Annotated in this window: 17 protein-coding genes; 11 read left to right on the top strand and 6 right to left on the bottom strand. The window is 70.5% G+C overall.

Translation table 11 applies throughout. The annotated features are described in order from the left end of the window. Positions 1-149 precede the first annotated feature (149 nt). Positions 150-2,117, bottom strand: coding sequence for a sigma-70 family RNA polymerase sigma factor (locus tag CES90_RS35670; RefSeq protein ID WP_189781309.1), 1,968 nt, complete (start codon positions 2,115-2,117; stop codon positions 150-152). A gap of 212 nt (positions 2,118-2,329) precedes the next feature. On the opposite strand from CES90_RS35670, the gene CES90_RS35665 reads away from it, so the two are divergent. The 5 genes from CES90_RS35665 to CES90_RS35645 all read left to right on the top strand — a co-directional run bounded on the left by CES90_RS35665 (position 2,330) and on the right by CES90_RS35645 (position 6,705). Then, on the top strand, positions 2,330-2,743 hold the full coding sequence (locus CES90_RS35665) for an SsgA family sporulation/cell division regulator (RefSeq protein WP_189781516.1): 414 nt from the start codon (positions 2,330-2,332) through the stop codon (positions 2,741-2,743). 148 nt (positions 2,744-2,891) lie between these two features. After that, positions 2,892-3,977 carry a permease gene (locus tag CES90_RS35660; protein WP_189781308.1) on the top strand — a complete coding sequence of 362 codons (1,086 nt, stop codon included), beginning with the start codon at positions 2,892-2,894 and terminating at the stop codon, positions 3,975-3,977. Next, positions 3,974-4,729, top strand: coding sequence for a TIGR03943 family putative permease subunit (locus CES90_RS35655; protein ID WP_189781307.1), 756 nt, complete (start codon positions 3,974-3,976; stop codon positions 4,727-4,729). Before CES90_RS35660 ends, CES90_RS35655 begins: the two co-directional genes overlap by 4 nt. A gap of 211 nt (positions 4,730-4,940) precedes the next feature. After that, the gene (locus CES90_RS35650) at positions 4,941-5,804 is read left to right on the top strand and encodes an LLM class flavin-dependent oxidoreductase (protein ID WP_189781306.1); all 864 of its coding nucleotides are present in this window, start codon (positions 4,941-4,943) and stop codon (positions 5,802-5,804) included. Between the two features lie 496 nt (positions 5,805-6,300). Further along, positions 6,301-6,705 (top strand): gamma-glutamylcyclotransferase family protein, encoded by a 405-nt coding sequence (locus CES90_RS35645; RefSeq protein WP_189781305.1) that lies wholly within the window; start codon positions 6,301-6,303, stop codon positions 6,703-6,705. Between the two features lie 192 nt (positions 6,706-6,897). On the opposite strand, the gene CES90_RS35640 is transcribed toward CES90_RS35645, so the two are convergent. Further along, the gene (locus CES90_RS35640; RefSeq protein ID WP_189781304.1) at positions 6,898-8,997 is read right to left on the bottom strand and encodes a molybdopterin oxidoreductase family protein; all 2,100 of its coding nucleotides are present in this window, start codon (positions 8,995-8,997) and stop codon (positions 6,898-6,900) included. Between the two features lie 316 nt (positions 8,998-9,313). On the opposite strand from CES90_RS35640, the gene CES90_RS35635 reads away from it, so the two are divergent. Then, positions 9,314-9,808, top strand: coding sequence for a hypothetical protein (locus CES90_RS35635; RefSeq protein WP_229913641.1), 495 nt, complete (start codon positions 9,314-9,316; stop codon positions 9,806-9,808). 23 nt (positions 9,809-9,831) lie between these two features. Here the strand turns inward: CES90_RS35635 and CES90_RS35630 are convergent, their stop codons facing one another. Next, the gene (locus CES90_RS35630; protein ID WP_229913659.1) at positions 9,832-10,443 is read right to left on the bottom strand and encodes a SanA/YdcF family protein; all 612 of its coding nucleotides are present in this window, start codon (positions 10,441-10,443) and stop codon (positions 9,832-9,834) included. A 327-nt stretch (positions 10,444-10,770) separates the two neighbouring features. Between CES90_RS35630 and CES90_RS35625 the strand changes: the two genes are divergently transcribed. The 4 genes from CES90_RS35625 (at position 10,771) to dnaG (ending at position 16,406) form a co-directional block, all read left to right on the top strand. After that, positions 10,771-11,559: a sirohydrochlorin chelatase gene (locus tag CES90_RS35625; RefSeq protein WP_189781301.1), complete on the top strand. Its 789-nt coding sequence runs from the start codon at positions 10,771-10,773 to the stop codon at positions 11,557-11,559. A 205-nt stretch (positions 11,560-11,764) separates the two neighbouring features. Beyond that, positions 11,765-13,039 carry a deoxyguanosinetriphosphate triphosphohydrolase gene (locus tag CES90_RS35620; RefSeq protein WP_189781300.1) on the top strand — a complete coding sequence of 425 codons (1,275 nt, stop codon included), beginning with the start codon at positions 11,765-11,767 and terminating at the stop codon, positions 13,037-13,039. A 164-nt stretch (positions 13,040-13,203) separates the two neighbouring features. Next, positions 13,204-14,475 carry an NAD(P)/FAD-dependent oxidoreductase gene (locus tag CES90_RS35615; protein ID WP_189781299.1) on the top strand — a complete coding sequence of 424 codons (1,272 nt, stop codon included), beginning with the start codon at positions 13,204-13,206 and terminating at the stop codon, positions 14,473-14,475. 29 nt (positions 14,476-14,504) lie between these two features. Next, positions 14,505-16,406, top strand: a complete 1,902-nt coding sequence (gene dnaG, locus CES90_RS35610; protein WP_189781298.1) for a DNA primase — start codon at positions 14,505-14,507, stop codon at positions 16,404-16,406. Positions 16,407-16,431: 25 nt separating this feature from the next. Here the strand turns inward: dnaG and CES90_RS35605 are convergent, their stop codons facing one another. Then, positions 16,432-16,836: a hypothetical protein gene (locus CES90_RS35605; protein WP_189781297.1), complete on the bottom strand. Its 405-nt coding sequence runs from the start codon at positions 16,834-16,836 to the stop codon at positions 16,432-16,434. Positions 16,837-16,992: 156 nt separating this feature from the next. On the opposite strand from CES90_RS35605, the gene CES90_RS35600 reads away from it, so the two are divergent. Continuing rightward, positions 16,993-18,312 (top strand): RNA polymerase sigma factor, encoded by a 1,320-nt coding sequence (locus tag CES90_RS35600; protein WP_189781296.1) that lies wholly within the window; start codon positions 16,993-16,995, stop codon positions 18,310-18,312. Positions 18,313-18,525: 213 nt separating this feature from the next. Here CES90_RS35600 and CES90_RS35595 read toward each other — a convergent pair whose 3' ends face one another. Together CES90_RS35595 and CES90_RS35590 are read right to left on the bottom strand one after the other, a co-directional pair. After that, on the bottom strand, positions 18,526-20,463 hold the full coding sequence (locus tag CES90_RS35595; protein WP_189781295.1) for an ABC transporter ATP-binding protein: 1,938 nt from the start codon (positions 20,461-20,463) through the stop codon (positions 18,526-18,528). After that, a complete protein-coding gene (locus tag CES90_RS35590; protein ID WP_189781294.1) occupies positions 20,463-22,196 on the bottom strand; it encodes an ABC transporter ATP-binding protein in 1,734 nt (577 codons plus the stop codon). The genes CES90_RS35595 and CES90_RS35590 overlap by 1 nt, the downstream gene beginning before the upstream one ends. Positions 22,197-22,224 lie beyond the last annotated feature (28 nt).

The following is a 22,224-nucleotide window of genomic DNA, read 5'->3' as shown; positions in this document are numbered from 1 at the left end:
CCTTCTTCCATGGGGCCATGACAACCGCGCCCCATAGGGGCGCCGGGCTGTATCGAATTGCGGCTCCGCCGCGTGGGCGCGACCAGCCACGATGGTGCCCGAGACGACCGACGGCCTATCGAGGCACTTCCAGCAGAGCGCTCAGGCACTCACCCCTCACAACCGCCCCCGGGGTCCCCCGGCGCCGGCTCTTCCGGTGCCGGGGGAGTGGGCGTCTCGGCGTCCGGCGCTTCGGGATCGGGGGTCTCAGCCCCCGGGTCGTCCGCGCCAGGCTCATCGGCATCGGGGTAACCGGTGCCCGGGTCGTCCGCGCCAGGCTCATCGGCATCGGGGTAACCGGTGCCCGGGTCGTCCGCGCCCGGGTCGTCCGGGCCCGGGGTGTCGGTCCCGGGGGAGTCCGGGGTGCCAGGAGCCTCCGGGGTGTCCGGCTCATCGGGGGTGCCTGGGGCGTCCGGGGCGTCCGGCTCATCCGGGGTCTCCGGCTCATCCGGGGTCTCCGGCTCATCGGGGGTGTCCGGGGTGTCCGGGGTGTCCGGCTCATCGGGGGTGTCCGGGGTGTCCGGGGTGTCCGGCTCATCGGGGGTGTCCGGCGTGTCCGGGGTCTCCGGGTCATCCGGCGTGTCCGGGGCGTCCGGCTCATCCGGCATGTCCTCCCCCGGCTTGCCGCCGTCCCCGCCCCCTTCCGTACCGCCGTCCCCGCCTCCACCGTCCGCCGGCTTCTCCGGTTCCGCATCCGAGTCCGGGCCCGTGCTGTCATCCGGCGGCGTGTCGTCCCCCGGCGTCGTCTCGTCCGGCGGTGACGTGTCGTCATCGTCCGCCGGGGCCTTGGCGGGCGGCCGGCCGGAATCCTCGTCGTCCTCCACCTGGACCACGGACGTGTCACCGTCGTCACCACCGACGCCGACCGAGGAGGTGACGGATCCGGTGTCCGACCGCCCCGACTCACCGTCCCTGTCCCCCTCCCCGGGCACGGCCGCGACGTCCGTCCTGGCGTCCCGGCGTTCGGTCACGTCGGTCGCGGGGACCTCCGGCGGTCGTGGCGCCGCCGGGGCCTGGGCCACCGGCACGCGCTGCGGCGGAACCGCGGCCGGGTCGAGGGAACCGAGTGCGATGCCGGCCGCGATGGCGGCGGTGGCGACGGCCGCCCCGACCCCCACCGCGGTGGGCGCCTTGACCTTGGCACCCCCGCTCGCGGCCTGCCGTACGGCGTGCAGCAGCTGACCACCACCGGCGTTACCACTCGCCGCACCCAACGCCGTGGCCGTGCCGGCCGACCCGGCGGTGAGGGACAGCAGAAGCTTGCCCCCTCCGCCACCCACGACGAACACCAGCAGAGCCGGACCCACGAGCGCGGGAAGGCGGTCGTTCGTGCGCATCAGGACCGCGAGCCGGGCGCGGCAGTCGTCGCACTCGTCCACATGGCTGAGCAGTTGCTCGGACTGTCGCGGGGTCGCGGTACCGCGTACGTACGCGGGCATGCGCCCCCAACGCACCTGGCACGCCGGATCGACCGGCGCCCCTTCCTGCTCGCGCAGGAACGCCTGGCGCATGCCCTCACGCGCCCGGTGCAACAGCACCGCCGTCGCGCCCTGCTTGGCGCCGATGCGCTGTCCGACCGTCTCCAGTGGCTGGCCCTCCGCCTCGGCGAGCCACAGCGCCTGCACCCACCGCTCGGGCAGCTGGCCCAGCACCCGCACCAACAGGTCGACCGAGGACACCTGTTCGGCGGGGTCGGCGGCATCGTCCGTGTGGGCGCCGGGCTCGACCCGCTCGGGGGCGGTCGGATCCTGCGGAGTCTCCCGCGTCGCGCTCCCGACCGTGACCGCGAGATGCTTGACCGTCGTCATCAGATACGCCGGTACGTTCTCGATCTCGTGCCCCGCCGACAGCCGCCGCCACACACGGAAGTGCGCCTCGGCGACCAGGTCCTCGGCCGTCCAGGCGTTACGGGTGAGGGAGCGCGCGTATGCGACGAGGCGCGGATGCTGCTCCTCGTAGATCCGGGTGTAGGCGGCGGTCGCGGACGCCGACAGGGAACTGGGCGCGGGCGCGGACCCCTGAGCCGGAACAACGGGCGCAGCGGGTACGGCAGGCACGGTGGCGTGACCGTCGGTCATGGAGGAACGCTCTCTAGTCGCCTGCTAATGGGACGAGGTTGATTTTGTAATCATGGATGATAAACACGTAGAGTAATCGCGAAAGAGTGACGCACGTCACGGAAGTTGACGTGAGTGGCGCGTAATACCCAGGTGCTCCGCGAGGTCGAGAAGGGTGTCGGGGGCAACTGGCCACCTGCTCAACCGCACTCGGAGAACTTCACATGGACAACATGGACACCGCCCTCGCGCAGCCCGCCCGTGCCCGCCTCATCGCCTCCGGCCACCAGCAGGTCTCGGTCCGCAGCACGCTGCGCTACACCGCCGCCGACCCCTACGCCGTGCACATCGACTTCCCCGGCGGCGCCTCGCTGGACGGCGGGAGCGTGACGTGGACGTTCGCCCGCGCCCTGTTGGAGGAGGGGCTGAGCGGCCCCGCCGGGATAGGTGACGTCCATATCTGGCCCTGCGGATGGGCCCGCACGGTCGTCGAACTCCACTCCCCGCACGGCCTGGCGATGATCCACTTCGAAACGGCCGCCCTCCGCCGCTTCCTGCGCCGCTCCTACGCCGTCGTCGCGGCTGGCGGCGAGGACTTGGCACCGATCCTCGACGAGGGCCTGGAATCGCTCCTCGGTGGGGTGTGAAGGATGAGACGCGGTGCCTTCGACCGCTATGTTCGATCAACGATCGTCCGACATTCGGCGTCGAGATCGTCGGGCCCGTCGATACCTCGTGGGGCCCGCCGGGACTCTTGAGATCCTTGAGATCCTTGAGTTCGGTGGGAGGGCCGGGATGCGGAAGGCGCATCGACCGGCGGGGAAGGTGGGGGCAGTGGCGGAGAGGGAGACGGTCGTCGCGTCGGCCCCTGTGGCGATCGGCGTCGAGGCCGAGGCCGATACCGACGAGGCCCCCATACGCGACTGGCCCCGCCACTGGCCCCTGCTGCTCCTCGGCGCGGCCGTCGTCCCCGGCGTGGTGCTCTACCTCGTCGGCCGGGGGACGGACAACCCCGCCATCGACGCCTGGCGGACGGTCTGCCTCTCCATCACCGTGCAGGCGCTGCCGTTCCTGTTGCTCGGTACGGCCCTGTCCGGCGCCATCAACGCGTTCGTGCCGGCCAGGGTGTTCAACAGCGTGCTGCCGAAGAAGCCCGCGCTGGCCGTACCGGTCGCGGGCGCGGCCGGGGTCGTCCTGCCGGGCTGCGAGTGCGCGTCCGTACCGGTCGCGAACAGCCTGATACGCCGAGGAGTCAACCCGGCCGCCGCCTTCGCGTTCCTCCTCTCGGCCCCGGCCGTCAACCCGATCGTCCTGACCGCGACGGCCGTCGCCTTCCCCGACAGCCCCGCCATGGTGCTGGCCAGGCTGCTCGCCTCGCTCGTCGCGGCCGCCGCGATGGGCTGGCTGTGGCTCTGGCTCGGGCGCGAGGAATGGCTCAAGCCCAACCCCGTACGCCACACCGGGCACCGCCCCGGCCACAGCCGCTGGACGGAGTTCCGGCTCGGCTTCCAGCACGACTTCCTGCACGCGGGCGGCTTCCTCGTCGTCGGCGCCATGGCGGCCGCCACCTTCAACGTGGCGGTCCCGCGCTCCCTCCTCGACACGGTCGCCGACTCGCCCTGGCTGTCGGTACTGTTCCTCGCCGCGCTCGCGATCCTCCTCTCGGTCTGCTCCGAGGCGGACGCGTTCGTCGCCGCCTCCCTGACCGGCTTCTCCCCCCTCGCGCGGCTGACGTTCATGGTCGTCGGCCCGATGGTCGACCTGAAGCTGATCGCCCTCCAGACGGGCACCTTCGGCCGGGCCTTCGCCCTCCGCTTCTCCGCCGCCACCGCCGTCGTCGCCGTCCTGAGCAGCGTCCTGATCGGAGCCGTACTGCTGTGAAACGTCCCCTCCAAGCACTGCTCCTCCTCCTCAGCGGCCTCGGCCTCCTCCACGCCACCCTCCTCACCGACCTCTACCTCCGCTACGTCAAGGAGGGCATGCGCCCGGTACTGATCGCGTCCGGCGCGGTGCTGCTGGTACTGGCGGCGGCGGAGGCATGGTCGTGCTGGAACCCGAAACCAGAGTCCGACGACACCCACAGCGACGACGGCGGCCACGGCCACGACCACTCCACCCCACCCCACGTGGCGTGGCTCCTCTTCCTCCCCGCCCTGAGCCTCCTCGTCTACGCCCCACCGGCCATCGGCGCGTACACCGCCTCCCGCGAGGCGCCCAAGGTCGTGGCGGTCACGGACCAGGACGACTTCGAGCCGCTCCCCAAGACGTCACCGCTCCCGATGACCCTCACCGACTTCACCAAGCGCGTACAGCAGGACCGCGAACAGGCGATCGAGGGCCGCGAGATCCAGCTGACCGGTTACGCCACCCCCGACGACCAGAGCGGCGACGGCTGGTACCTGACCCGCACGATCTTCAGCTGCTGTGCCGCGGACGCCCAGTTCGTGAAGGTCCGCGTCCACGGCACCCCACCCCCACCCGCCGACACCTGGGTCACCCTCACCGGCACCTGGCACCCCACCGGCACCCTCGGCACCAACTCCGCCGAAGCCGCCCTCGACGTCCACGCCATCAAAGAGGTCCCCCGCCCGACCAACGGCTACAAGGACGCCCTTCCGCTGCCGGGCTCGTGACGTCGCCGGCCGTCAGGGCGCTGCCAGGAGTGGCACCGGCGACTTCCGCTCCGCTTGGGATGCGGAGTCCGGTGGCCAGTCCTGCCGGTCCAGCTGCGGTTCGGGATTCCGAGGGAGCGCGTGTAGTCCTGCGCCTGTCGGTGGCCTGTTGTGAAGCCGTCTGGAACCGAATCCGATTGCCCCTTCGCGGCCAGTTGCGCATCCTGCTGGGATGCGCTTCTCCATCAACATCCCCAATTTCGGTGACTTCGCCTACCCCCGTAACGTTGCGACCGTGGCGGCTGCTGCTGAACAGGGCGGCTGGGACGGGCTCTTCATCTGGGATCACGTACTGCACCGGCAGCATCAAGGGCGTCCCTTCGGAGATCCTTGGATGTCGCTGACCGCGGCTGCGCTGGCGACCTCGCGGATCCGACTGGGCACCTTACTGACGCCGGTTCCCCGTTACCGTCCGCAGCAACTCGCCCGCCAAGTGGCCACCCTGGATCACCTCAGCGACGGCCGGGTGATCTTCGCCGCCGGCCTGGGCGGTCCGATCGAGGACGAATACCGCAGCTTTGGCGACGCCGCCGAGCCGCACGTCCTCGCCGAGCGGCTGGATGAGGGGCTGGAGCTGTTGAGGCGCTTCTGGTCCGGCGAGCCGGTGAACCACCGCGGCCGGCACTACGAGGTTCAGGACGTGACGCTCCTGCCTGCCACTGTGCAGCGGCCTGGTCCGCCGGTGTGGATCGGTGGGTTCTGGCCGCGGCGTCCGCCCATGCGGCGGGCAGCGCGGTGGGACGGCGCGGTGCCGCTGTTCGAGACGGCCCGGCATGGGCATGTGCCGGATGTGGCGGAGGTACGGGATCTCGTCGGCTATGTACGCAGGCACCGTTCGGCCGAGGCCGACCGCCCCTTCGAGCTCGTGCTCGGCGGTGCCACACCCCCGGATGCGGCCAAGGCCAAGGACGTGATCGGTCCGCTGCACGACGCCGGCGCCACCTGGTGGGACGAGCGGCAACTCCAGACGGGCCCCGAACTGGACCGCCTGCTCCCGGTACTGCGCCGCATCGAGGCGGGGCCGCCGGTGGTCTAGACGGCCCGACGAAATGACGGATGGCTGCGGCACGGGGGTTGTGGCCCGCGCGGTGACATCCGCGGGTGTGCGGGCATCGCCGGCCAATACCCGCACCACCCGTCAGACGCGCTCGTAGGTGGTGCCGGACTCGTTTCTGCGCAAAGATCGGACCAACTGAGGCAAGTTGATGTGGTGGCCGATGCGGGAGGCGATCCAGGCAGCCACCGAAGGACGCTTCCGGATGGTCGAGAGCGATACGCCCGACGCGTTCGCCACTCCCGATGGGACAGCCCGCGACGCTTGTGGGCTTCCTTGACCCTGCCCGGCAGTGCTCATGGATCGAGCGTACGACGCAAACCCAAGCCGGGCGCGGGCTCTGGGTGAGACCGTCTCGCCTGCGGGCTCCTCATGGCGCGGCGAGGTCCATGCGACGTCCAGGGTGTCTCCGGTGGCGTGTGTGAGGGGTGAGAATCGTTTCCGTAAAGGTCCGCACGTCAGCCCGGAGTGGAGAATCATGCTCCCCTTCTTCGTCTACGGCACCCTCCGCCCCGGCGAGCCCAACCACGACCTCTTCCTGCGTGGCCGCTCCCGTTCCGAGGAACCGGCGACGATGCGGGGTGTGGTGCTCTACGACGGGCCCGGGTACCCGTACGCGGTGGAGGAGCCCGGTGGTGTTGTGGTCGGTGAGGTGGTGACCGCTCGTCCCGAGGCGTACGGCGAACTCCTCGGTGCCCTCGACCGGTTGGAGGAGTACGCGCCCGGCGATCCCGCGAACCTCTACGAGCGCGTCGAACGGCCGGTGGCCCTTGGTGACGGCAGCGTCGTACGGGCCTGGGTGTATGTCGCCGCCCCGGCTGTTGCCGCCCGGCTGCGGGCCAGAGGCAAGCTGATTGAGGGTGGGGACTGGCGGGGGCGGTGACCCTGGGGCGGCCCTCGCCGGTTCAGGCGACCGTCAGCCGTAGTGGCCATGCCGTCGGGGTTTCCGGCAACCCTGATCCGCCTGCCGCCCTGCAGCCCTGCCGCCCTGCCGGCCTGCCGCCCTGCCGGCCTGCCGCCCTGCCGGCCCGTCGGCCCGGATCCGGCGGTTCACGCCGACCGGATCCGGTCCGGGTCACTTGCCCACCGCCTCCACCCGCACCGCGCACGTCTTGAACTCCGGCATGCGGGAGGTGGGGTCGAGGGCGGGGTTCGTCAGGGTGTTGGCCCGGCCCTCGCCCGGCCAGTGGAACGGCATGAACACCGTGTCGGGGCGGATGCTGGTGGTGATCCGCGCGGGCGCCACCGCCCGGCCCCGCCGGGACACCACGGCCACCGGGTCGCCCTCCGCCGCCCCGAGCCGCTCGGCCAGCCGGGGATGCAGCTCCACGAACGGGCCGGGCGCGGCGGCGTTCAGCTCGTCGACCCGCCTGGTCTGCGCGCCCGACTGGTACTGGGCGACCACCCGCCCGGTGGTCAGCAGCACCGGATACTCCTCGTCCGGCTCCTCGGCCGCCGCCCGGTGCGACACGGGCGCGAACCGGGCCCGGCCGTCCTCGGTGGCGAACCGGTCGAGGAAGAGCCGCGGGGTGCCGGGGTGGACCTCTCCGGCCGGGTCGGCAGCCTGCGTCGGGGCGGGGCAGGGCCAGAACACCCCGTTCTCCTCCACGAGCCGCTGATAGGTGATCCCCGAGTAGTCGGCGGGACCGCCCGCGCTGGCCCGGCGCAGTTCCTCGAAGACCTCCTCGGGATCGGTCGCGAAGCCCTTCTCCACGCCCAGCCGGGCGGCCAGTTCGTTCATCACCTCGAGATCGCTGCGGACGCCCTCGGGAGCGGTGATCGCGCGCCGCCGCAGCAGCACCCGGCCCTCCAGATTGGTCGTCGTGCCCGTCTCCTCCGCCCACTGGGTCACGGGCAGGACGACGTCCGCGAGGGCCGCCGTCTCCGACAGCACGACATCGCACACCGCCAGGAAGTCCAGCGACTTGATCCGGTCCTCGATGTGCGCGGCACGCGGCGCCGACACCACCGGGTTGGAGCCCATCAGCAGCAGGGACTTGATGTCCGTACCCAGCGCGTCCAGCAGTTCGTACGCGCTGCGCCCCGGCCCCGGCAGGCTGTCCGGATCGACCCCCCACACCTCGGCGACATGCCGCCGCGCCTCGGGGTCGACCAGCTTGCGGTAGCCGGGCAACTGGTCGGCCTTCTGCCCGTGCTCGCGCCCGCCCTGCCCGTTGCCCTGCCCGGTGAGGCAGCCGTACCCGGACAGCGGGCGCCCGGCGCGGCCCGTCGCCAGCGTCAGGTTGATCCACGCGCCGACCGTGTCGGTGCCCTTGGACTGCTGCTCGGGCCCGCGCGCGGTGAGCACCATCGCGCTCTCCGGCTCGCAGAACATCCGTACGGCCGCACGGAGTTCGGGAACGGACACTCCCGTGATCCGCTCCACGTACTCCGGCCAGTGCGCCATCGCCGCGGCCCGCGCCTCCTCCCAGCCGCTCGTACGCTCCCGGATGTACTCCTCGTCCGTACGCCCTTCCGCGACGATCACATGCAACAGGCCCAGCGCGAGGGCGAGATCGGTGCCGGGGCGCGGCGCCAGATGCAGATCCGCCTGTTCGGCCGTACGGGTGCGGCGCGGATCGATGACGATCAACGTGCCGCCGTTGTCCTTGAGTTCGGTGAGATAGCGCAGCGCGGGAGGCATGGTCTCCGCGAGGTTGGAGCCGACGAGGACGACACACCCCGTCTTCGGGATGTCCTCCAGCGGGAACGGCAGCCCCCGGTCCAGCCCGAACGCCTTCATCCCGGCGGCCGCCGCCGAGGACATGCAGAAACGCCCGTTGTAATCGATCTGCGAGGTGCCGAGCACGATCCGCGCGAACTTGCCGAGTGTGTAAGCCTTCTCGTTGGTGAGTCCGCCGCCGCCGAACACTCCGCACGCGTCCGGGCCATGTTCCGTACGCGTGCGGGTGAGTCCCTCGGCGATCCGGTCGAGTGCCTCGTCCCAGGAGGCGGGTTCCAGGACGCCCGCCTTCCTGACCAGGGGAGTGGTCAGGCGAACGCTCGACGACAGCACCGCGGGCGCCGTACGGCCCTTGCCGCACAACGCGCCCCGGTTCACCGGGAAGTCCGGGCGCTCGACGACCGCGACGCCACCCGCTGATCCGGGCGTGAGGTTCATCCCGCACTGCAGGGCGCAGTACGGGCAGTGGGTGGGCGTCGCGGAGTTCGGCATACCGCCCAGCGTGCGTCGGACGTGTTACGCGCCGGGACGCTCCCCGTTACGCGACCGGCACGGGGACCTCCCGGCGCGGACCGGGGTGGCGTGAGGAAGCCGGACGGGGCCTGGGTGAACGGAGGGTTCCCGATGTCCCGATTCTGTCACCGAGTGCACTTGCACAAGCGCTTACGGTGTCCTGCGTTCGGCCGTGCGTGCTAAGAACTACAGGCGCCACGGACACGGGAGTCAAACCGAGAGCCCGACGTGGCGCACGCCCAATCGCAGGGCCCGCGAGGGCCGTAGGGGGAAGAGGACCACCACTGTGAACCGTATGCGCACCACCGTCGCCGTCCTGGGCGCCACCGGCGCTCTGACCGCCGCCCAGCTGGGCCTCGCCGGGGGAGCGTCCGCGACGGACGTCTCGACGCAGGACACCAAGTGCGGCATCAAGATCACCTTCCTGACGAGGTTCTACGTGGACCAGAACAACTGGGTGACCAACGGCGGCCTCAGGTTCGGTCTCACGAACACCACCAAGAAGCAGACCTTCAATTCGGTGAGCCTCAAGGTGCAGAACGTCAAGAGCCTCCGCTTCGGCAAGGCGACCGTGACGACCAGGCCGATCGGCCGGATCACCCAGAAGACCGACCAGACCGTCAAGATCGCCGCCAAGACCCTGAAGCCGGGCAAGAGCGCCGCCTTCAAGGTCAGCACGCGCCTGCTGAGCAACAGGTACGAGGCGAAGTTCACCCTGTACGGCAAGACCCCGAACGGCAAGAGCTGGAGCTGCCCGGTGAACGGGGGCACCTGGGGCAACATCCACTAGGCCAGCCGCCTCCCCGTGAGGCCTCAGCGGGCCGCGGCCAGCGCCCGCTCGACCCCCGGTTCCTCCGGCCCGAGGAACCGGGGGTCCGGCTTGAACAGGGCGTCCAGGGAGGCCTTGCCCGCGGCGAACAGCTCCCGGGTGGCGCCGTAGTACCAGGTCTCGTCGTGCCGGTCCTGCACTCCGACGCCGTACGACTCGACGCCCGCCTCCTGGCACAGCGCGACCGCCCGGCGTATGTGGAACCCCTGGCTGATGAGCACCGCGCGGTCGACACCGAAGATCTTCTTGGCCCGGACGCAGGAGTCCCAGGTGTCGAAGCCCGCGTAGTCACTGACGATCCGTCCGTCGGGCACCCCGCGCTCGGTGAGATAGGCCCGCATCGTGTCCGGCTCGTCGTACTCCTCGCGACTGTTGTCCCCGGTGACCAGCACCACCTCTATACGGCCCTCGCGGTACAGCTCGGCCGCCGCGTCCAACCGCCGCGCGAGATAAGGGGACGGCTCACCCCGCCACAGCCCCGCCCCGAAGACCATCGCCACATCGGTACGCGGCACATCGGCGGTCGTCCGCAGCCGCCCGTCGGCGGCGGTGAACATCCACGTCGCGGGCAGCAGACCCAGCACGCACAGCAACATGACCACTTGCACGGCCCGCCGCCGCCCCGCCCGCGTACGAGGCAGCCGGAAGACATGCCTCACCCGCCTGCCCCCCTCATACCGCTCCCCGCCCCGCCATGTGTCCTGGATGTTTCCGACGGACCCGACAGCGCCCGTCCTTCTGACCAACGAAGACGCCGTATGCGGTGATCAGGTTCATCGCACAGCGTGACCAGTTTCACTCAGCCGAGCCGAAACTCCAGGTCACAGCGGTTCACACAGCCCTGCGGTCCACCGTGAACCCCCGGAAAACCCCCGTCATTCCCGTGCAACGGGCAGGCAACCTCCCCCCGGCACCATTTGTTCATGTTGTTCATGAAGGCGACCCGACGCCCCGCCCCGCCCACGCCGTCTCCGGCACAGGCCCTGGTCCTGGTGGCGCACGGCAGCCGCGACCCGCGCGCGCTGGAGACCGTACGCGCCCTCATGGACCGCGTCCGCGAACAGCGCCCCGGCCTGGACGTGCGCCTCGGCCACATCGAGCTGAACGAGCCCCTGCTCCCCGACACCCTCGCCACCCTCGGCGACCGCGAGGCCGTCCTGGTCCCCCTCCTCCTCAGCCGCGGCTACCACGTCAAACGGGACATCCCCGAGATGGCGGCGGAAGCAGGCGTACGCGCCCGAGTAGCGGCCCCTCTCGGCCCGCACCCCCTCCTCGCGGAAGCCCTCCACGCCCGCCTCGTCGAGGCCGGCTGGCGCACCCCCATGGACGACGCCACCCGCCGCACCAGCGCCGTCGTACTCGCCGCCGCGGGCTCCCGCGACCCCGAGTCGAAGGTCGACACCGGCCGCACCGCCCAACTCCTCGCCGAGCGCCTGGGCGTGCCCGTGGTCCCGGCCTACGCCACCACCGCCGCTCCCACAGTCCCCGACGCCCTCCAGGCCCTGGCCGCCGCCGGCCGCCCCCGAGCAGCCGTGGCCTCCTACTTCACGGCCCCCGGCCGCTTCGCCACGGAGTCCGCGGAAGCGGCCCCCTGGATAGCGTCGGCCCCCTTGGGTACGCACCGGGCGATGGCGAGCCTGGTCCTGCACCGCTACGACCAGGCACTGGCAACCCCGGAAGCGACGAGGGAACGAGCGCTGGCAACGGCATAGGGCGCTGGTAACTAGGGGGACGTCGTGCTGTTAAGGGGCGCGGGGCTGTACTCATATGCGGCTCCGCCGCGATGGGGGTCCCCCCGGTCGAGCGAAGCCGAGACTGGGGGGAGCGACTAGCCACAACGAACCCGCACCCGCCCAAAATCAGAACCCGGCAGACGGGTAGGCACCATTTGTCACCACCTCCCCGTACTGTCGAATCATGGAAGGCACCGCACCCCCCGGCTACGACCCCTCCTCAGCAGAACGTTGGGCCTACGAGCCCGACAAACGCCCAGGCCGCACCGCCTTCCAACGCGACCGTGCCCGCATCCTGCACTCCGCCGCGCTCAGAAGGCTGGCCGGCAAGACCCAGGTCGTCCCGCCAGGCGAGCGCAGCGACCCCGCATGGGACGCCACCCCCCGCACCCGTCTCACCCACTCCCTGGAGTGCGCCCAGGTCGGCCGAGAGCTGGGCGCGGCCCTCGGCTGTGACCCCGACCTCGTCGAAGCCGCCTGCCTCTCCCACGACCTCGGCCACCCCCCGTTCGGCCACAACGGCGAGGTCGCCCTCAACGAATTCGCCGAGGACTGCGGCGGCTTCGAGGGCAACGCCCAGTCCCTGAGGCTCCTCACCCGAATCGAACCCAAACGGTTCACCCTGGAAGGCTCGGTCGGCCTCAACCTCACCCGAGCCACCCTGGACGCCGCCACCAAGTACCCCTGGCCCCGCGGCGGCCACCCCACCGACCCCGCGTCCCCCAAGTTCGGCGTCTACGACGACGACCGCCCCGTCTTCGACTGGGTCCGCAAGGACGCCCCCGGCACCCGTACGACCTTCGAGGCCCAGGTCATGGACTGGTCCGACGACGTGGCGTACTCGGTGCACGACGTCGAGGACGGCCTGCACGCGGGCCACATCACCCCCAACCTGCTGCACGCGGAGCCCGAACGGCAGGCGGTGTTCGGGGTGGCCCGCGGCCGGTACGTGCCCGCCGACACCGACCCCGCCGAACTCGCCGAGGCCCTCGACCGCCTCCTCGACCAGGAGTGGTGGCCGCACGGCTACGACGGAACGGCCGTCGCCCAGGCCCGGTTGAAGGACGCCACCAGCCAGCTCATCGGCCGCTTCTGCCTGGCCGCCGAGGGCGCGACCCGGCAGACGTACGGCACGGGACGCCTCACCCGGTACGCCGCCGAACTGGTCGTCCCGCGCGGGGCCCGGCTGGAGTGCGCGGTCCTCAAGGCCGTCGCCGACCGGTATGTGATGCAGCGCGCCGAGCAGGAGCGGCTCCGCGCCGACCAGCGGATCGTCGTCGCCGAACTGGCCGGGGCGCTCACCGCCCGCGCCCCGGAAGGCCTCGAACCGCAGTTCCGCGCGCTGTTCGAGGAGGCCCCGGACGACCGCGCCCGCAAGCGGGTGATCGTCGACCAGATCGCCTCCCTCACCGACACCTCGGCCCGCTCACTCCACGCGAGACTGACGAGACGCGGCTGACGGGCATGAACGGTGAACGCACGACTGACGAGGCCGGTGTGAAACAAAAAGACCAGTATGAAACAAATGTGACCTCCGTGGCCTGATCGGGTCACTCCCTCTTCCCGCATCACGCTGTGTGCGGGACGCTCGCATGTGGCGGCAACCTTAAGAGGAGGCATCAAGTGGTCGACGCGGATCAGACATTCGTCATCGTCGGAGGTGGTCTCGCCGGCGCGAAGGCGGCGGAGACGCTCCGAGCGGAGGGCTTCAGCGGCCGCGTGATACTGATCTGCGACGAACGCGACCACCCGTACGAGCGCCCGCCGCTCTCCAAGGGCTATCTGCTCGGCAAGGAGGAACGCGACAGCGTCTTCGTCCACGAGCCCTCCTGGTACGCGCGCAACGACATCGAGCTGCACCTCGGCCAGACCGTCGACGCGATCGACCGCACGGCGAAGACCGTCCGCTTCGGCGACGACGGCACCCTCGTCCACTACGACAAGCTGCTGCTCGCGACCGGCGCGGAACCGCGCCGCCTCGACATCCCCGGCACCGGCCTCGCCGGTGTCCACCACCTGCGCCGCCTGGCCCACGCCGAGCGCCTCAAGGGCGTCCTCGCCGCCCTCGGCCGCGACAACGGCCACATCGTCATCGCGGGCGCCGGCTGGATCGGCCTGGAGGTCGCGGCGGCGGCCCGCGAGTACGGGGCGGAAGTGACTGTCGTGGAGCCGGAGCCGACCCCGCTGCACGGCGTGCTCGGCCCCGAGCTCGGCAACCTCTTCGCCGAACTCCACCGCGAGCACGGGGTCCGCTTCGTCTTCGGCGCGAAGCTCACGGAGATCGTCGGCCAGGACGGCATGGTGCTGGCGGCCCGTACGGACACGGGGGAGGAGCACCCGGCGCACGACGTCCTCGCGGCCATCGGCGCGGCTCCGCGGGTCGGCCTCGCGGAGGCCTCCGGCCTGGAGATCGCCGACCGCGCGCACGGCGGCGGCATCGTGGTGGACGCCCGGCTCCGTACGTCCGACCCCTCCATCTACGCGGCCGGTGACGTCGTCTCCTTCCCGCACGCCCTCTTCGACACCCGGCTGCGCGTCGAGCACTGGGCCAACGCGCTCAACGGCGGCCCGGCGGCCGCCCGCTCCATGCTCGGGCAGGACGTCAGATACGACCGTGTGCCGTACTTCTTCTCCGACCAGTACGACATGGGGATGGAGTACTCGGGCTGGGCGCCCCCCGGTTCGTACGACCAAGTGGTGATCCGGGGGGACGCGGGGAAGCGGGAGTTCATCGCGTTCTGGGTGCGGGAGGGGAGGGTGCTGGCCGGGATGAACGTGAATGTGTGGGACGTCACGGAGACGATCCAGAAGCTGATCCGCTCCCGGGCGCGCGTGGATGTCGAGGCGCTCTCGAACCCTCAGGTGGCGTTGGAGAGCCTTCTGGGCACCTCATAGCTGTCAGTGGGCCACCGTAGAATCACCCCGTGGCAGGACGGATCAACGACGAGGACGTGAAGGCGGTACGGGACGCGGTCCCGATCGACGCCGTGGTGTCCGAGTACCTCCAGCTGCGGAGCGCGGGCGGGGGCAACCTCAAGGGGCTCTGCCCGTTCCATGACGAGAAGTCGCCCTCCTTCCAGGTCAGTCCCAGCAAGGGGTTCTTCCACTGCTTCGGCTGCCAGGAGGGCGGCGACACCATCACGTTCGTGATGAAGGTCGACCACCTGTCCTTCTCGGAGGCGGTGGAGCGCCTGGCCGCCCAGGCCGGGATCACCCTTCGCTACGAGGAGGGCGGTTACAACCCCTCCCACCAGCGCGGTGAGCGGATCCGGCTGGTCGAGGCACACAAGATCGCCGCCGAGTGGTACGCGGAGCAGCTGGCGGTCAGCCCCGAGGCCGACACGGGCCGGATGTTCCTCGCCGAGCGCGGCTTCGACCAGGCCGCCGCCGTCCACTTCGGCGTCGGCTACAGCCCCCAGGGCTGGGACCACCTCACCCGCTACCTCCGCGGCAAAGGCTTCGCCGACAAGGAGCTGCTCCTCTCGGGGCTGGCGCAGGAGGGCCGCCGAGGCCCCATCGACCGCTTCCGGGGCCGGCTGATGTGGCCGATCCGCGACATCGCGGGGGACGTCGTCGGCTTCGGCGCCCGCAAGCTGTACGAGGCGGACAACGGGCCCAAGTACCTGAACACCCCCGACACGGCGCTCTACAAGAAGTCCCAGGTCCTGTACGGCATCGACCTCGCCAAGCAGCACATCGCCAAGACCAGCCGCGCCGTCGTGGTCGAGGGCTACACGGACGTGATGGCCTGCCACCTCGCCGGGGTGACGACGGCCATCGCCACCTGCGGTACGGCCTTCGGCGGCGACCACATCAAGATCCTCCGCCGACTGCTGATGGACAACGGCTCGGCCCGCGTGATCTTCACCTTCGACGGCGACGCGGCCGGGCAGAAGGCGGCCCTGCGCGCCTTCGAGGACGACCAGAAGTTCGCCGCCGAGACGTACATCGCGATCGCGCCGGACGGCATGGACCCCTGCGACCTGCGGCTGGCCAAGGGCGACGAGGCGGTGGCGGACCTGGTCGAACCCCGCACCCCGCTCTTCGAGTTCGCGCTCCGCCAGATCGTCGCCCGCTACGACCTGGAGACCCCGGCGGGCCGGGCGGCCGCCCTCGACGAGGCCGCGCCCGTCGTGGCCCGCATCAAGAACAGCGGCGCCCAGCACGAGGTCGCCGTGCAACTCGCCGGCATGCTCGGCATCCTCGACACCCAGTTCGTCGTCAAGCGCGTCGCCCAACTGGCCCGCTGGGCCCGCGACCGCGGCGGCAAGGGCCCCGCCCCGGCCCCGCAGCGCACCGCCCAGCCGTACGAGTCCACGCCCCGCCGCCCCTCCGGCCCCGCCCTCAACCTCCGCAACCCCGTCTACGCCACCGAGCGCGAACTCCTCAAACTCGCCCTCCAGCGACCCGAGTTGGTGGCCCCGGCGTTCGACGCGTACGGGGTCGACGAGTTCACCGCCGAGCCCTACGCGGCCGTACGCCAGACGATCATCGAGGCGGGCGGCGTCGAGTACGGCGCGGAGGACCCGCAGGAGTATCTGATCCGGGTCCGCGAGGCCGCGCCGGACGACGCGGTGCGGGCCATGGTGACCGAGCTGGCGGTCGAGGCGATCATGCGCAAGACGGTCGACGAGGTCTACGCGGGCGCCCAGTTGGTCACCGTCCGCCGCCGCGCCGTGGAACGCCGCGTACGCGACGTCCAGAGCAGCCTCGCCCGCGCCAGCGCCCAGGGCGACCCGGCCGCCCTGGCCGCCGTACAGAACGAGCTGTGGGTGTTGCAGCAGTACGACCAGGCGCTGCGGGAGCGGGGCGCGGAGGCGTTGTGAACGCTTCCGCGCGGAGCGTCCGGCCCTAGCCTTCCTGAGGCTGCTCGGGCGGCGTGATGCCGAGGTGATCCAGAATCGCGGCCTGCCCAGCCGCCAGGGACCGCAACATGGTGCTGTGCTCGCCCAGCGTCTTGCTGTGCTCGCCCAGCACCTTTGTGTGCTCGGCGAGGATTTTGCCGTGCTCGATCTGGCCCTTGACGAGAACGCCCAGCAGTTCGCTGTGCTCGCGCAGGGTCTTTCCGTGCTCCAGCTGCGTCTCACGCAAGGCATGGAACAGCTGCCGGTCGGCCCGCCGCTGCTCCTGCAGCGCAGCCACGTCCCGGTCGGAGCTCACGGCAAGGTGTCGGATGATGGCCTGCTGCTCCACCACGTCGTGCACCTGCGCCTCCAGCGCCTCAAGACGCCGCCGCAGCTCCTCGATCTCGCCCATGTCTTTCATCCTGCCCCAAGTCAGCGGGAATCAGTGTCCCCGCACGTCAGTCCGATGGTCAAACGATCCGAGTAACCGACCGGTCACGGACCGGACGCAAAAAGTCACCGCACGCCCCTCGTGGCGGCTGTGTGTCGTACTCCACACTGGGTTCCGGTGCCTGAGTCCTCGGAGCGCGGCCGACCCGTCCCCCACGGGTCCGAGATCCCCGCGGTTCCGCTCGATGAGTACGGGATGGACGGCGGCGAGGCCGCCCGCGCCATCCCAGACGTACCGCTGCCGTACGCCTCAGCAGCGACATTCCTGGAGGTCGCCCCCGTGCAGACCCAGACCCTCATACAGAACGACATCAGCACAGCCATCAGTACCGACGGCGCGGAGCCGGACGAGGAGACCGACGTGATCACCGCGGTGCCCGCCCAGAGCCGCGTCGCGCACCACCCCGAGGCGGCGCCGGAGGCCCCGCCGGGCCTCGAGGAGCCGCCGGCCGCCGTGGTGGAGGCCATAGCGGCGGCCGATCCCCCCGAGCCCGTGGAACTGCCGCGCAGCCGCCCGGACACCAGCGGCCCGTCATCCGACCTGTTCCGCCAGTATCTCCGCGAGATCGGCCGCATCCCGCTCCTGACGGCGGCGGAGGAAGTGGAGCTCGCCCGCCGCGTCGAGGCCGGCCTGTTCGCCGAGGAGAAACTCGGCAACGCCACCGACCTCGACACCCAACTCGCCCTCGACCTCGACAAACTGGTCGTCATGGGCCGCATGGCCAAGCGCCGCCTCATCGAGGCGAACCTGCGGCTCGTCGTCTCGGTGGCGAAGCGTTACGTCGGCCGTGGCCTGACCATGCTGGACCTGGTCCAGGAGGGCAACCTGGGCCTCATCCGGGCCGTCGAGAAGTTCGACTACGCCCGTGGCTACAAGTTCTCGACCTACGCGACCTGGTGGATCCGCCAGGCCATGTCCCGCGCCCTGGCCGACCAGGCCCGCACGATCCGCGTCCCCGTCCACGTGGTCGAGTTGATCAACCGCGTGGTCCGCGTCCAACGCCGCATGCTCCAGGAACGCGGCTACGAACCCACCCCGGAGGAAGTGGCAGCCCACCTCGACCTCCTCCCCGCACGCGTCAGCGAGGTCCTACGCCTCGCCCAGGAACCCGTCTCGCTCCATGCCCCGGTGGGCGAGGAGGACGACGTAGCCCTCGGCGACCTGATCGAGGACGGCGACGCCACGAGCCCCGTCGAATCGGCCGCGTTCCTGTTGCTTCGCGAACACCTGGAAGCGGTCCTCTCGACCCTGGGCGAGCGCGAACGCAAGGTGGTCCAGCTGCGCTACGGCTTGGCGGACGGCCGCCCGCGCACCCTGGAGGAGATAGGCCGCATCTTCGGCGTCACGAGGGAACGCATAAGGCAGATCGAATCCAAGACCCTGAACAAGCTCAGGGACCACGCCTTCGCAGACCAACTAAGGGGCTACCTGGACTGAGGTGCGGCCGCGGGTGGTGTGTGGCCCCTGAAAAGCACGGGCGCAGCCCCTGCTTTTCAGGGGCGCGGGGCTGTGTCGATGTGCGGCTCCGCCGCGTGGGCGCGACCAGCCCCCACCCACCCGCACATCGGGGTCGAAGGGGCAGCGCCCCCGGGGGGATGGGACGGGTAGGGGCGGCGGGGGCGGGAAAACCCCACGCACGCCCCACCCCCCTCAGTCCACCTCCGCAACCGCCTCCGCGAACTGCGCCTTGTACAACCGCGCGTACGCCCCGTCCGCCGCCAACAGGTCCCCATGGGCCCCCTGCTCGACGATCGAACCGTTCTCCATCACCAGAATCGCGTCCGCGTCCCGAATCGTCGACAACCGATGCGCGATCACGAACGACGTCCGCCCATGCGCAAGCTTCGCCATCGCCTTCTGAATCAACACCTCCGTACGGGTGTCGACCGACGAGGTCGCCTCGTCCAGCACAAGAATCACCGGATCCGACAGAAACGCCCGAGCGATGGTGATCAGCTGCTTCTCCCCGGCACTGACCCCCGTCCCCTCGTCGTCGATCACGGTGTCGTACCCGTCCGGCAACGTCCGGATGAACCGATCCGCGTGCGCGGCCCGAGCCGCCTCCTCGACCTCCCCCCGCGTGACCTTCCGCGCGGCGGACGCCCCGTACGCGATGTTCTCCGCGATGGTCCCCCCGAACAGCCAGGTGTCCTGAAGCACCATCCCGATCCCGTCCCGAAGCTCGTCCCGTGACATGGACGCGATGTCGACCCCGTCCAGGGTGATCCGCCCACCGGTGACTTCGTAGAACCGCATCAACAGGTTCACCAACGTGGTCTTCCCGGCCCCCGTCGGCCCCACGATCGCCACCGTGTGCCCCGGCTCGACAGCCAGCGAGAGGTCCTCGATCAGCGGCTTGTCTGCCTCGTACCGGAAGGACACGCCCTCCAGGGCCACCCGCCCCCGCAGCTCCTCCGGCCGCACCCCGGGCACGGCGTCGGCCTCCTGCTCCTCCGCGTCGAGCACCTCGAAGACCCGCTCGGCGGAGGCGACCCCCGACTGTACGAGGTTGGCCATCGACGCGACCTGCGTCAGCGGCATCGAGAACTGCCGCGAGTACTGGATGAAGGCCTGCACGTCACCGATGGACAGGGCGCCGGACGCGACCCGCAGTCCACCCACCACGGCCACCAGCACATAGTTGATGTTCGACACGAAGAACATCAGCGGCTGCATGATCCCGCTGTTGAACTGGGCCTTGAACCCGGCCTCGTACAGCCGCTCGTTCTCCTCCGCGAACTGCCGCGCCGACTCCTCCTGCCGCCCGAACACCTTCACGAGCGTGTGCCCGGTGTACATCTCCTCGATATGGGCGTTGAGCTTCCCGGTGGTCCGCCACTGTGCGACGAAGTGCGGCTGCGACCGTTTGCCCACCCGGGTGGCCACCAGGAACGACACCGGCACAGTGACGAGCGCGACCAGCGCCAGCAGCGGCGACACCCAGAACATCATCACCAGCACACCGATGATCGTGAGGAGCGAGTTGATGAGCTGCCCCATCGACTGCTGCAAGGTCTGGCCGATGTTGTCGATGTCGTTCGTCGCCCGGCTCAGCACCTCACCCCGCTGCCGCCGGTCGAAGTACGACAACGGCAGCCGCGACAGCTTCGCCTGGAGTTCCTCGCGCATCCGGCACATGGTCCGGTTGATGGCCCGGTTGGAGAGCCGGGTGGCCGCCGCCATCAGCAGCCCGGCGACCAGGAAGATGCCGAGGGCAACCAGTAGTACGCCGCCGACGGCCCCGAAGTCGATGCCCTCGCCGGGGGTGAAGTCGGTGCCGGAGAGCATGTCGGCCACCCCGCCGTCCCCACGCTCCCGCAGGCCTTCGAGCACCTCGGCCTTGGTCTGCCCGGCCGGCATCTCCCGCCCGACGACCCCCGCGAACACCAGGTCGGTCGCCTTGCCGAGGATCCACGGCCCCAGCACCGAGAGGCCGACGCTGCACACCGCGCACACGACCATCGCGTACATGGTGAACCGCTCCGGCCCGAACTGCGCGAGCAGCCGTTTCCCGGACCTCTTGAAGTCCATGGAGTGCTGATCGGGGCCGCCTCGGGCTCCCGCCATCCGTGCCAACGGCCCGGCCATCAGGCTGCCTCCGCTTCCGTGAGCTGGGAGAGCACGATCTCCCGGTAGGTCTCGTTGTCGGCCATCAGCTCGTGGTGGCGCCCGGTGCCGACGACCCGGCCCTCGTCGAGGACGACGATCCGGTCGGCGTCCCGGATGGTCGCCACCCGCTGGGCGACGATCACGACGGTCGCCTCGGCGGTCTCCCGCCCCAGCGCGGCGCGCAGGGCCGCGTCGGTCGCGTAGTCGAGCGCGGAGAAGGAGTCGTCGAACAGATAGATCCCCGGCCGCTGCACCAGCGTCCGAGCGATGGCGAGCCGCTGCCGCTGCCCACCGGACACATTCGTACCGCCCTGCGCGATCGGGGCGTCGAGTCCGCCGTCCAGCCGCTCGACGAACTCCTTCGCCTGCGCCACCTCCAACGCGTGCCACAACTCCTCGTCGGTGGCGTCCGGACTGCCGTACCGCAGGTTCGTCGCCACGGTCCCCGAGAAGAGGTACGGCTTCTGCGGTACGAGCCCGACCGCGCCGGCCAGCAGTCGCGGTTCGATCCGGCGTACGTCGACACCGTCCACGAGGACCTCGCCCTCGGTGACGTCGAACAGCCGGGGTACCAGCCCGAGCAGCGTCGACTTTCCGCTGCCCGTGGACCCGATGACGGCGGTCGTCTCACCCGGCCGCGCCACGACGTCGATCGACTTGAGCACGGGCTCCTCGGCACCCGGGTAGCGGAACCCGGCCCCCCGGATCTCCAGGAACCCGCGCCGCCGCAGCTCCCGTACGGGCTCGGCCGGCGGTACGACACTGGTCTCGGTGTCGAGCACCTCCTGGATGCGCTCGGCGCACACCTCGGCGCGCGGCATCATCATGAACATGAAGGTGGCCATCATCACGGCCATGACGATCTGCATCAGATAGGCGAGGAACGCGGTGAGCGCGCCGATCTCCATCCCGCCGCTGTCGATCCGATGGGCGCCGAACCACACCACCGCGATCGACGAGAAGTTGATGACCGTCATCACGATCGGGAACATCAGCGCCAGCATCCGCCCGGTCCCCAATGACACCTCGGTGAGGTCGGCGTTCGCCTTCCGGAATCGGTCCTTCTCGTAGTCGTCCTTCACGAAGGCCCGGATGACCCGGTTGCCGGTGATCTGCTCGCGCAGCACCCGGTTCACGGTGTCGAGCCGCTCCTGCATCGTGCGGAACAGGGGGCGCAACCGGCGCACGATGAGGCTGACGGCGATGCCGAGCACCGGTACAACGGCGAGGAGCACCCCCGACAACGGCACATCCAGCCCGAGCGCCAGCACGATGCCGCCCACACACATGATCGGCGCCGACACCACCAGCGTGAACGTCATCAGCACCAGCATCTGGACCTGCTGCACATCGTTCGTCGTCCGCGTGATCAGCGACGGCGCCCCGAAGTGGCCCACCTCACGCGCCGAGAACGACTGCACCCGGTCGAACACCGCCGCCCGCACGTCCCGGCCGACCGCGGCCGCCGTACGGGCGCCGTAGTACACGGCCCCGACGTTGCAGACGACCTGCACCAACGAGACGCCGATCATGATCGCCCCGAAGGTCAGGATGTAGCCCGTGTCCCCCTTCACCACACCCTGATCGATGATGTCCGCGTTCAGCGTGGGCAGATAGAGCGTGGCGCACGTCTGCACGAACTGCAGCAGCACCAGCAGAACGATGGGTTTCCGGTACGGACGGAGATGACTTCTCAGCAGTCGTATGAGCACGCGAGCTCTCTCGGAGGTCGACAACGGG

The sequence above is a fragment of the Streptomyces capitiformicae genome (genome assembly GCF_002214185.1).
Lineage (GTDB): Bacteria > Actinomycetota > Actinomycetes > Streptomycetales > Streptomycetaceae > Streptomyces > Streptomyces capitiformicae.
Note: the sequence above shows the minus strand (reverse complement) of the source record. Positions and strands in the feature narration are given on the sequence as shown.